This window comes from Nocardia xishanensis NBRC 101358 (assembly GCF_001613365.1).
In the GTDB taxonomy this organism is placed as follows: Bacteria; Actinomycetota; Actinomycetes; order Mycobacteriales; family Mycobacteriaceae; genus Nocardia; species Nocardia xishanensis.
In genome coordinates, this window is record NZ_BDCF01000053.1 from 44,757 (window position 1) to 55,447 (window position 10,691).

At 70.4% G+C, this 10,691-nt stretch carries 11 protein-coding genes; 6 read left to right on the forward strand and 5 right to left on the reverse strand.

Annotated elements, in window-relative coordinates:
* The first annotated feature begins 259 nt into the window (after positions 1–259).
* Positions 260–898 carry an alpha-ketoglutarate-dependent dioxygenase AlkB gene (locus tag NX1_RS29470; protein WP_218024198.1) on the forward strand — a complete coding sequence of 213 codons (639 nt, stop codon included), beginning with the start codon at positions 260–262 and terminating at the stop codon, positions 896–898.
* A gap of 166 nt (positions 899–1,064) precedes the next feature.
* On the forward strand, positions 1,065–1,778 hold the full coding sequence (locus NX1_RS29475; RefSeq protein WP_068066500.1) for an HD domain-containing protein: 714 nt from the start codon (positions 1,065–1,067) through the stop codon (positions 1,776–1,778).
* A gap of 9 nt (positions 1,779–1,787) precedes the next feature.
* Here the strand turns inward: NX1_RS29475 and NX1_RS29480 are convergent, their stop codons facing one another.
* On the reverse strand, positions 1,788–2,372 hold the full coding sequence (locus tag NX1_RS29480; protein ID WP_068066503.1) for a TetR/AcrR family transcriptional regulator: 585 nt from the start codon (positions 2,370–2,372) through the stop codon (positions 1,788–1,790).
* Positions 2,373–2,464: 92 nt separating this feature from the next.
* On the opposite strand from NX1_RS29480, the gene NX1_RS29485 reads away from it, so the two are divergent.
* Entirely contained in the window at positions 2,465–3,439 is a 975-nt protein-coding gene (locus NX1_RS29485) for a quinone oxidoreductase family protein (RefSeq protein WP_068066505.1), read from the forward strand.
* 165 nt (positions 3,440–3,604) lie between these two features.
* Here the strand turns inward: NX1_RS29485 and NX1_RS29490 are convergent, their stop codons facing one another.
* Positions 3,605–4,354, reverse strand: coding sequence for a dienelactone hydrolase family protein (locus NX1_RS29490; protein WP_068066508.1), 750 nt, complete (start codon positions 4,352–4,354; stop codon positions 3,605–3,607).
* 364 nt (positions 4,355–4,718) lie between these two features.
* Between NX1_RS29490 and NX1_RS29495 the strand changes: the two genes are divergently transcribed.
* The 3 genes from NX1_RS29495 to NX1_RS29505 are packed head-to-tail and all read left to right on the forward strand — an operon-like array spanning position 4,719 to position 6,521.
* Positions 4,719–5,003, forward strand: coding sequence for a hypothetical protein (locus NX1_RS29495; RefSeq protein WP_068066531.1), 285 nt, complete (start codon positions 4,719–4,721; stop codon positions 5,001–5,003).
* On the forward strand, positions 5,000–5,308 hold the full coding sequence (locus NX1_RS29500; RefSeq protein ID WP_084501842.1) for a ribbon-helix-helix domain-containing protein: 309 nt from the start codon (positions 5,000–5,002) through the stop codon (positions 5,306–5,308). The genes NX1_RS29495 and NX1_RS29500 overlap by 4 nt, the downstream gene beginning before the upstream one ends.
* A gap of 31 nt (positions 5,309–5,339) precedes the next feature.
* Positions 5,340–6,521, forward strand: a complete 1,182-nt coding sequence (locus NX1_RS29505; RefSeq protein ID WP_068066537.1) for a serpin family protein — start codon at positions 5,340–5,342, stop codon at positions 6,519–6,521.
* A gap of 31 nt (positions 6,522–6,552) precedes the next feature.
* Here NX1_RS29505 and NX1_RS29510 read toward each other — a convergent pair whose 3' ends face one another.
* The 3 genes from NX1_RS29510 to NX1_RS29520 form a co-directional block, all read right to left on the reverse strand.
* Positions 6,553–7,785, reverse strand: coding sequence for an FAD-dependent oxidoreductase (locus tag NX1_RS29510; RefSeq protein WP_068066511.1), 1,233 nt, complete (start codon positions 7,783–7,785; stop codon positions 6,553–6,555).
* Between the two features lie 69 nt (positions 7,786–7,854).
* On the reverse strand, positions 7,855–8,409 hold the full coding sequence (locus NX1_RS29515) for a DUF4334 domain-containing protein (RefSeq protein WP_157120186.1): 555 nt from the start codon (positions 8,407–8,409) through the stop codon (positions 7,855–7,857).
* Between the two features lie 69 nt (positions 8,410–8,478).
* Positions 8,479–10,691 (reverse strand): WD40 repeat domain-containing protein (locus tag NX1_RS29520; RefSeq protein WP_373864928.1); only part of this gene is annotated, 2,213 nt, incomplete at its 5' end.

Genomic DNA, 10,691 nt, shown 5'->3' on the forward strand with positions numbered 1-10,691 from the left:
ACCTCCTTCCCCGCCTCACCGGACGGTCCGTTAAAGGATGTCTTTACGGCTAGCAGCGTAACAGCGCCTCCGACCCCGCTTTCACCAGACATATCGGCCTGTGAGCTGCCCCACGAACCAGCTGTGAGCGGCGCCACGCGTCCTGCGTTGTGACGAGACGTCACTTCTGTCCGGTCGGCGGCTCGGGCCAGCACTGGGCGGCCGACTCGTGCGCGACATCCTCGGCCGCACGCATGTGCACATATGTTCGAATGGGGGTATGGTCGGGCGGGTGACCGCATGGCTGCAGGGCTCACTGTTCGACGGGTTCGGGGATATGCGACTCGGCTCGCTCGAGGGCACGCAGCGCACGTCGCTGTCCGACGGCGCGTGGGTGGACGTGCGACCCGGATGGCTCACCGGAGCCGACGCACTGTTCGACCGGTTGGCGCGCGAGGTCCCGTGGCAGGCCGAGCGCAGGCCGATGTACGACCGCGTGGTCGACGTCCCGAGGCTGCTGCATTTCTACGACGAACAGGCGGAGCTGCCGGATCCGATCCTGGCCGAGGCGCGCGACGCGCTGAGCCGCTACTACGCTGCCGAGCTCGGCGAACCGTTCCGCACCGCGGGCCTGTGCTATTACCGCGACGGGCGCGACAGCGTGGCCTGGCACGGCGACACCTTCGGACGCGGAGGGACGCACGACACCATGGTCGCGATTTTGTCCCTCGGCGCACCGCGCGCCCTGCTGCTGCGGCCGCGCCGGGGCGGCGCGAGCATCCGCTACCAGGTGGGCCACGGTGACCTGCTTGTGATGGGCGGATCCTGTCAGCGGACGTGGGAGCACGCGGTACCGAAGACGCGCAAGCCGGTCGGCCCTCGGATCAGCGTCCAGTTCCGCCCCCGCAACGTGCGCTGAGCCGAGCCCGGACCGCACGACGTCGCGTTCGATTTCGAAAGCGATTGGCGGCGAAGATCATTCGCCGTTCGATGAACGATTCACGCGCGGGAATCACTCCGGTCCATCAGATGAACAAGTGGCCCAGGGCACTGCGCGCGGCCGATCGGACCGATAGATTGGCGGTATGAGCAATCCTGGGGCGGGAGTCTTGGCCGTGATGCCGCTGCACACGATCAGCGAGGTCTATGGCGAAGCGGGACTGCGCGATCGGCTACTGCTCGAGATCGCGGAACTGCCGGACTGCGATCGCCTGACCGAGGCGCTGGATCTGGCCTCCGAATTGCACCGCGACGACCGCTACGGACGCGAGCCGTATCTGAATCATCTTCTGCGCGTGGCTATCCGGATCGTCAGCCACTACGAAGTGCGCGACGCCGACGTGGTGGCGGCCGGCTTGCTACACGATTCCGTGGAAGACCACCCGGCCGAGTTGGCGGGCACCCGCGGCGGCTCCCCCACCGACGCCGCGCTCACCGAACTGTCCGAACGCTTCGGCGGCCGGGTCGCCGAGCTCGTCGCCGCCGTCACCGTTCCCGAGCCCGACCCCGCGCGCGACAGCCACGAGCAGTACCGCGATCACGTCGCGTCGAACCTGGATCGCGCGCCGTGGGCCCGGGTCGTCAAACTCTCCGATTTCACCGACAACGGCGTTGGCATCCTCTACGCCGACGGGCCGATCATGCGCAAGCTCGCCGTGAAGTACAGCCCGCTCACCGACGTCTACCGAGACCTGGTGAGCAGGCCGGACACCCCTTTGGCCGATCACGTGAAGCAGCACATCCTAGGCCAGCTCGATCGCGCCGACGAACGCTTCGAAGCCATCCTCGCGCGCGACTGAACCGCCGCCTTACGCGGGTCCCCCTGCTCGCAGCACCGACGCCACGAGATCGCGCATCGCGGCGCGCAAGCGATCCGCCTCCCCCGCGCGCACCATCCTGGACGCGAGCTCACCGCCCAACGACGCGAGCAGCAGCGCGCCGACCGCTTCGGCGTCCAGGTCGGGACGCGCCTCAGCGAGCATCGCGGTGATGTGCGCGGCCCAGAACGCGTGGAATTCTTCGCGTCTCGGGTGCGGCGGCACCGCGTTGTAGGCCACGACCAGTTCGACATTGTCGATCACGAGATCCGTCATCGCCGCGAAGTAGGCCGACAGGCGTTCGGCGGCGGGCGCCCCTGGCCCCAGCGGCGGCGGGCCGCTGGAGACGGCCTCCATCAGCGCGACCGCGGGTTCGGCGACCAACTCGTGCAGCAGCCCGGCCCGGCTGCCGAAGCGATGGAAGATGGTCCCCTTGCCCACCCCCGCCACTGCCGCGACCCGGTCCATGGTGACGCCCTCGGCACCGTGCTCGGCCAGCAGCTTCCTGGTCGCGTCCAGGATCGCGCGCCGGTTGCGAGCGGCGTCGGCCCGTTCTCGCGTGCGCCCCTCGGACATGTCACCCGCCTTCGATCATTGACAAAGTTGACCGACGGTCCATATCGTCTAGGCGACATATCTGGACCATCAGTCAACTTAGGAGTTCTCCAATGCGAGCAATCGTAATGACAGGTGTGGGCGGACCGGAGGTGCTGGTCGCGCGGGAGGTGGCACAGCCGCGCGCGGGAGCGGGCGAACTGGTCGTCCGAGCGGAGGCGATCCCGGTGCTCTACCCGGAAGTCGCGATTCGCGCGGGCAGTTTCCCGACCCCCGCCGAGCCGCCGCTGGTGTTCGGTTTTCAGGCCGCAGGCGTCGTCGCCGAGACCGGGGCAGGCGTCGATCCCGGCTTGGTCGGACGTCGAGTCGTGGCGGCCACCAACGGTTTGGGCGCCTACGCCGACTTCGTCGTCGCGGATGTCGCGCAGGCGACGCCTATTCCGGACGGTGTCGACACCGCCGTCGCCGCCGCGGTCCTGATGGGCGGTTCGGTCGCGGCCGCCCTGATCGACACTGCCGCGCCCGCCTCGGACGAGACAGTGCTGATCGAAGCGGCGGCGACGGGCGTCGGCGCTTACCTCACCCAGTACGCGACGCGACGCGGTGCGCGCGTCATCGCGACGGCGGGCGGTCCCGCCAAGGCCGCGCGAGCTCGCGAGCTCGGGGCCACCGAGGTTATCGACCACAACGATCCCGAGTGGACCGACCGCCTCCGCACCGTGCTCGACGGCGCCACGCTGGACGTCGTGTTCGACTCGATCGGCGGGCCCGCGACACCGGAACTGCTCGACCTCATGACCCCGCTGCGCGGGCGCATGCTCGGTTACGGCTTCCTCTCCGGCGCGCCCGCGCCGATCACCGCGATCGACCTCATCACCCGCGGACTCACCTTGATCGGCTGCGCGGGCCCCGTGTGGCTCGGCAAGGTGGCGGGTTATCGCGCGACAGTCCTCGCCGAAGTCGCAGCCGGAACGCTCGAGCCTCTCCTCGACGCGACATTGCCCCTCGACCAGGCGGCGCGCGCCCACGAATTGCTCGAGCAGCGCGCCGCGTTCGGCACGATCATCCTGCGCCCGGACCTCGCCTGAATCGGCCGCATCTCGACCGACCGTGCCCAGCGCCGAGCTCGCGTGGGCACTGGCCGGAATCGCTTCTGCCCGTGGTCCGTTCGACGCGGATCCTGCGGCTCATCGGGCTAGAGGTGGCCGATCCCGAGGTCTCAGCGGCGCTACCGCGCTTCTCGAGCCGGAGCCTCAGCTGTCGGCCAGGGCGCGGTCGAGGAGAGGCAACAGGTCGTCCCAATGACGCCGGAGTCCGGAGGGGTCGAAGGCGTCGGTGTCGGACATGGTGAAGCCGTGGACGGTGCCGGGGTAGACCTCGCAGGTGTGGCCGGCGTCTGCGGCGTCCAGGGTCCGGAGGAGCTCGCCGACGGCCTCGGACGGCATGTCGTCTTCGGCGAGCCCGAGATGGATTCGGGCGGTGAGCTCGGTGATGAGACGGTGCGGGCTGTCGGGTGCGTCGCTGACCAAGTGGCCGGGGTGGAAACCGGCGACGGCGGCTACCCGGTCGGGGTGCGCCGCCGCGGTGCGCATAGCGAGGACCGCGCCCATGCAGTAGCCGATCGCGGCGACCGGTCCGCCGCCGACCTCGGGCTGGGCGGTCAGGAACTCGAGGTAGGCGTCGGCGTCCCGCAGTGCGCGTTCGGTGGTGTGCGCCTGGACCAATGGCCTCAGCTGGGCGGCGATCGCGGGCCGGATCTCGTGCCCGATGCGCTCGGGAAGTTCGACCACCGGCGCGGGTCCGTGCCGATAGAAGATGTTGGGAACGAGCACGTAATAGCCGTGCTCGGCCAGTTCGCAGGCCATCCGCTCCAGCACGGGCCGCACGCCGAAGACGTCCATGTACATCAGCACTCCCGGCCGCGGCTCGCCGTCGTCGGGGAAAGCGGCGAATGCGTCGGCCTTGCCGTCGGCGGTGGGAATCCACAGGGTCTTGGTGGGCACGATTCCTCCTGTAGTGGTCGATGTTCGAGCCTCTGATCGACACGACAGCGGCGGAGCCCGCGCGGCGGCACCAGATCCGCGATCGAATAGCGGGCCGCCACCGGCCCGCACGGTGCTCAGAAGTGCACCGGGTCACCAATCCGCATGTGGCGCAAGGCCGTTTCGGTAATCATCGGCGTCGAGCATAGCCAGACGACGACAACCGATCCCAAGGGTGGGCCGCTTTCGGTACCGGGATACTGCCGACAGGCTCGCCGCCGAGTGCTCGGCGCATCGGCTCGGCCTGTCGTCGAACAGCCGGGGCCTGGCAGCCGGGGCTGACGGGGTACCACGCGGGTGGTACCCGGCGCGTAGGATCGGGGTGGTGGCCTACGAATGGTGGTACGGCATCTCGACGGTCCTCGCCTTGGCCGGGATCGAGCGTCACGAAGTGATCGAGGTGCTCTACGCCGACCGTCGCTGGCCGCGCCGTGGCGTCGATCCGGTCACCGGGGTATCGGCGCTGACGATCTGGAGCCGCACCGATGACGGGCGACCGCTGATCGTCACCCTGCGAGCGCTGGACGGCTCCGATCATCAGATCGTCGCGGCCCAGCCGATGACACCGGATCAACTCCAGGAATTCCGCAAGTGGGAGATGACGCGATGAGCAGCACCGAATGGCCCGAGACCCCCGAAGAAATGGCCGCTCTCGCCGCGCGTATGGAATACAGCGACGCGGCGGTCGAGCTGCCGCCGACCCCGGGCCCCGAGGGCATCATGGTCTCGCGGTCGCTGAAGATGCCGACCGAACTGGACGCGCGGATCAAGGCCGCGGCCACCGATCGCGGCATCACCCAGTCCATGTTGATGCGCCAGTTGCTCGAGACGGGGCTCGCCGCGATCGAACACGATCACCCGATCTCGCTGACCGACGCCATCCGCGCTCTGTCCGGTCTGGCCAAGCCTGCCTGACCGCTTGTCGTTCACGAACTATCGTGGCGGCGTGGGGAGCACAGTCGACACGCGAACAGCCGCCGTCAACGACCTGACCGCGCGCTGGGTGGCCGCGGCGGGCGAGGACGATTTCGTCGTCTCGGGCGCCGGGCTGTGGCCGCTGCTCGCCTTGCTCACCGGGGCCGCGTCGGGACCCGCCCGAGACGAACTGGAAGCCGCCATCGGGCTGCCCGCCGAGGCGGCGCACGATGCCGCGCTGGAGCTGACGCGGATCATGGCCGAGTCCGACGACGTGTCCGCGGCGCTCGGCGCGTGGTTCGCCGAGACGCTTCCGCTGCGCCGCGAATGGACCGACACCGTCCCGCCGGAGACGATCGGGCGGCTGACGGGGCAGGACGCGCTCGACGCATGGGCCGCTCGCGGGACCGGCGGGCTGATCGAACGATTCCCCGTGCGCCTCACGCCCGGCACGCTGGTGGTTCTCGCGACCGCGCTGGTCGCCGAGACCCGGTGGCGCGAACCATTCGACGACACCGTGCTGCGGCCGGAATCCGGACCGTGGCATGGCATCAGCGGGCGCGGCCTCACGCGATCCACCGGCGACCTCACCGCGGTCGCCCTCTTGGATGGCCCTGACCCCGTGACGCGCGTGGTGGTCACCGGGACCGCCGACGTGGACGTGCACCTTCTGCTCGGATCCGCCGAGCCGGGCGCGGTGCTCGCCACCGGCCTCGCGGCCCTCACCGGGAAGACGCCTGTCCGCGGCGAGCTGGGCCCGCAAACCAGCGGACCGGGGCTGCGCGTCTCGCAATACCGCTCGCCGCGACCCGGCGACCGGCTCGACATCCGTGTGCCGCCCTTCGAGATTCGCTCGTCGCACGACCTGTGCGCCACGCCCGAGCTGTTCGGCCTGACCACGGCCATGACCACGGACCGCGGCCACTTCCCTGCGATCTCACCGGAGGAGCTGGCGATCGCCCAGGGCGCGCAGGACGTGCTGGCGCGGTTCACCAGAGAAGGTTTCGAAGCCGCGGCCGTCACCGCCATCGCCGCAAGGGCGGTGAGCATGCCGCTACCGGGCGACTACCTGGTCACCGAGGTCGATGTCGTCTTCGATCGGCCGTTCGGCTTCCTGGCCGTGCATCGCGCGACCGGACTCGCCGTGGTCGCGGGCTGGGTCGCGCGGCTACCTGTCCACCACGATGGCGAGCCGGATTCGTTGTCCGTCTAGGGCGCGCTCCATCGGTCCCGCCGACGGGTCCTCAGTTCGCCCGCCGCGCGAAATCCGGTGCATGCTCGGGCAATACGCCGCGAGCGATCAGGTACGCCGGAACACCGCGCAATACCGGCACCCGCCGCAGCACCCGCAGCGGCCACGGCGCGTTCCCCGCGTGCGAGAGGTCCACCCGACCCGACAGCGCGGGCCCGATGGCCCAGGCGTGCAGCGACCGCTGCATGCCCTGCGTGACGACGGTCGGCAGCCAGCGGCGGCGCTGCACCCTGGCCAGGTCCTCGACCCGCACCCGCCCGGAAATCAGCGGTGCGGCAAGGATTCTCGCGGCCGCCACGGCATCCTGTACGGCCAGGTTGATGCCGACGCCGCCCGCCGGGGACATGGCGTGCGCGGCGTCGCCGAGACACAGCAGCCCGTCGACGTACCAGCGTTCCAGGCGGTCCAGCTGCACGTCGAGGAGCTTGACCTCGTCCCAGCCGCGCAATGCGTCGACGCGGTCGGCCAGCCACGGCACGGCCTCGGCCATCTCGCGCAGAATCGCCCCGACCGGCCCGCGCCTGGCCTCGGCGTCGCTGCCCTTGGCGATGAGGGTGGCGCACTGCCAGTAGTCGCCGCGATCGAGCATGACGGCGGCGCGGCGCGGGGTGACGAGCGGAATCGCGCCCGCGGGATCGATCCCGGTGCGCGGCAGGCGAAACCACCACACGTCCATCGGCGTCGGCCAGCGGCGCGTGCGCAACCCGGCGGCGGCCCTGAGCACCGAATCGCGTCCATCGCAGGCGACGGTCAGCGCGGCCTCGATCGCGCCGACCCCGCCCTCGCTGGTCCGATACCGCACACCCGTCACCTGGCCGTCGGCATGAATCAGGTCGGTGGCCTCGGTGTTCCTCCGCAGCCGGAAGCCCGGTTCGCGGTCGGCGGCGCGGGCGAGCAGGTCGAGCAGATCCCATTGCGGCACCATCGCGATGTATTTGTGTTTGCCGGGAAGGGTGTTCAGCGTCGCCAGGGTCTGCAACGAGCCGCCGACCGGCAACTGCACCGATTCCAGCCGCCGCGCGGGCAGTTTCGCGAACTCCTCGCCGAGGCCGAGTTCGTCGAGCAGGTCCAGCGTGGTGGGGTGCACGGTGTCACCGCGGAAGTCACGCAGGAAGTCGCCGTGTTTCTCCAGCACGGTGACCTCGACGCCGGCGCGGGCGAGCAGCAGGCCGAGCACCATGCCCGCGGGGCCACCACCGACCACCAGACAGGTCGTTCGTTCCATCGACGGTCTCCCCTCGCACGGCGATCAACCTCTCGGGCGACGAGTCCGATGGTATGCCGTGCGCGTGACCTATCGGCGCAGGACGAAGAAGTACGGCTCGGCCATGCCGCGCAGATCCATCACCCCGAACAAGGTGTGCGCGTCGACGCGGCGGAAGTGGTCGATGATCGGCAGGTGGTCGTAGACCATCGCGGCGCTCACCACGCCCCGGAATTCGACGTCGCGCAGCCGTGCGGTGTGGTTGCGGGTGCGCAGCACGGGACCGAGCACTGGCAGCATCGAGCGCAGCATCCGCACGCCGGACAGCGGCACCTTCCCCGCCAAGCTCAGCGGCACCCGGCGCGGGTCGACGGGAAACACCGTTCCCGCGGCGTCCGCGAACAGCAGCGGATGCACGCTGTCGGGCCCGTCGAATTGCTTGCCGTACCAGCCCGACGCGACGAGCACGCCGTCGAGCGGGTGCCCGGTGTCCAGTTCCTCGCCGCGCCAGCGTCCTGTCGTCACCTCGGCGACTCGAATGCCCGGCAGGCGGTCGAACAGCGCCCATGCCTGCTCGGTGGTGCACCCTCCGGTCTGCAGCGCGGCCAGTTCGGCGGTTCCTGTCACGGACGTTTCGGCGGCCATCCCACACTCCTTGTTGCGACGTTGCGAGAGGAACTCTAATGGTCTCTCATTCCGCGCCTCGGCGCCCCCCTACAGCGGCGCGTCCACCGGGATCTGCTCGACCTCGGGCAGATAAGGATCCAGCTCGCCGGACTCGAAGCGGGTCATGCCGATGACGTGCCAGAACTGCCCGGCGATATTGCCCTCGAACTTGTAGCGCCCGTCCGGGGTGAGCGCGGCCCAGCCCTCCGGCAGGCCGAGCAGTACGGCGCGAACGGCGGGCGCGGCGTCGTGTCCGCCGGGCAGGGTCCACAGGATCGCGTTGCCGTCGTCGCCGCCGCTGGCCAGTCGCCTGCCCGCCGGGTCGAAGGCCAGCGACCACACTCGGCGCTTGTGCCCCTCCATGGTGTGCAGGTGTCGTCCGGTGGCCATGTCCCACAGGCGAATCACCAGGTCGTCGCCCGCGGTGGCCAGCGTGCCGGTGTGCGGGTCGATGGCCGAGGTCCACAGCCTGCCGGTGTGCCTGGTCAGCTCGTGCAGGCAGTCCCCTGATTCGACGTCCCAGATGCGCGCCGTGGCGTCCCAGGACGCGCTGGCCAGCCGGTCGCCGTGAAAGGCCACCGAGTAGACCCGGTCGCCGTGGCCGCGCAGCGCCCGCAGGAACCGCCCGGACGACACCTCCCACAGCCGCACCACCGAGTCGTCGCAGCCCGTGGCCATCAGGGTGCCGTCGGCGTCGAACGCGATGGAGCGCACCCGCCCGCGATGTTCGGCGCAGACCGCGTGCAGCGCGCCGGTGGAACGAACCCAGACGATCACCGTGTCGTCGTCGTTGGCGGTGGCCAGGAAATCGCCGGTCGGATCGAAGGCGATCGCCCAGATCGGCGCGGATTCCACAGTGATGTGCCGTTCGAAGCCGTCGGTCTCGAGATCGAACAGGCTCAGCCGCCCGTCGTTGCCGACCGTGGCGAGCTGGCGCGGCTGCGCCGAGCTGAACACGGCGGACTCGAAGGTGAGCAACCGGTCGTCGCTGCCGACCAGACGGCGAACCATCTTGCCGGACAACGGATCCCACAGCCGGACCACACCGTCGTTGCCGCAGGCCGCGAGCAGGTCGCCGCCGCAGTTGAAGCTCACCGAGGTGACCTGGCGGCCGTGCCCGGTGAGGGTGTGGCGGCACACGCCGGTCGCCGGATCCCACAGCCGGGTGGTGAACTGGTCGTCGGTGATGGCCAGTTGCGCACCGTCGGGCCGGAACGCGAACGGCCAGATCGAGCCGGTGTGCGCCGTGAGGCGGTGCCGCAGCTGCGCCGACTCGCTCTCGCGCAGGCAGACCAGACCCGCGCTGTCCCCCGAGGCGAGCACCGCGCCGCTCGGATCGAAGGCGAGCCAGTAGATCGCGGCGGTGTGCTCGGCGGGCGCGTGCCGCGCCTCTCCGGTCTCGACGTCCCAGGTGCGCAGTCCACCGTCGGTGTCCCCGCTGGCCAGCAGCGGCAGGGTGGGATGGAAGGCCAGGGTGTAGACGCGCCCGGTGTGGCCTGTCAGCGTGCGAACCGGGCGGCAGGTGGCCACGTCCCACAGCGTCAGCGCGCCGTCGACGCCGCCGACCGCGAGCAACGTCCCGGACGGATCGAACGCGATGCGGAACACCGAGCCGCCCGCGCCCTCGAATTCGCCCCGCTGCCTACCGGTTTCGATATCCCAGAGCCGGACGACGCCGTCACGGTAGGCCGCGGCCAGCGTCGTCCCGTACATGGCCAGGCTGTAGATCAGCTCCCGCCCACCCGACGCGGGCACGCATTCGTGACGCAGCTCGCCGCCTGGCAGCGACCACAAGCGCAGCACGCCCTCGGCGTCGCCGGTCACCAGCAGATCCCCCGCCGGGCTCAGCAGCACCGGCCACGGCCAGTTCCGATGGCCGGGCAGAATGCGGCGCAGCTCGCCGGTCATCGCGTCCCAGATGCCGACGGTGCGATCGTGCGAGCCGGTGATGAGCACCGAGTCGGTGAACGCCACCGCGAAGGTGCGAGCGCGGTGAGTCTGCAGCGTGCGCAGCGGCCGTCCGGTCTCGGTATCGCAGATCAAGACGCCGCCGTCGTCGCTGCCGATCGCCAGGGTGCCGCCGTCCGGGCTGTAGGCGACCGGCTGCGGCAACCTGCCGTGCCTGGCGTGGAAACCGTGCCGTACGCCGATGGCCGCCGGGGCGAATTCGGTCTGGGCGGCGGCCCCTGGCACCCACGCGGCCCCGCGCAGGTCGGTACCGCTCGGCGCGCCGATCACCTCCAGCAGCGCGGCCCGCGCCC

What these genes read in the sequence shown, in the direction of transcription:
- NX1_RS29485 (WP_068066505.1), top strand. Translation starts at nt 2,465, where the DNA reads ATGCGAGCAATCGTAATGACAGGTGTGGGCGGACCGGAGGTGCTGGTC.
- NX1_RS29500 (WP_084501842.1), top strand. Translation starts at nt 5,000, where the DNA reads ATGAGCAGCACCGAATGGCCCGAGACCCCCGAAGAAATGGCCGCTCTC.
- NX1_RS29510 (WP_068066511.1), bottom strand. Translation starts at nt 7,785, where the DNA reads ATGGAACGAACGACCTGTCTGGTGGTCGGTGGTGGCCCCGCGGGCATG.
- NX1_RS29480 (WP_068066503.1), bottom strand. Translation starts at nt 2,372, where the DNA reads ATGTCCGAGGGGCGCACGCGAGAACGGGCCGACGCCGCTCGCAACCGG.
- NX1_RS29475 (WP_068066500.1), top strand. Translation starts at nt 1,065, where the DNA reads ATGAGCAATCCTGGGGCGGGAGTCTTGGCCGTGATGCCGCTGCACACG.
- NX1_RS29515 (WP_157120186.1), bottom strand. Translation starts at nt 8,409, where the DNA reads ATGGCCGCCGAAACGTCCGTGACAGGAACCGCCGAACTGGCCGCGCTG.
- NX1_RS29470 (WP_218024198.1), top strand. Translation starts at nt 260, where the DNA reads ATGGTCGGGCGGGTGACCGCATGGCTGCAGGGCTCACTGTTCGACGGG.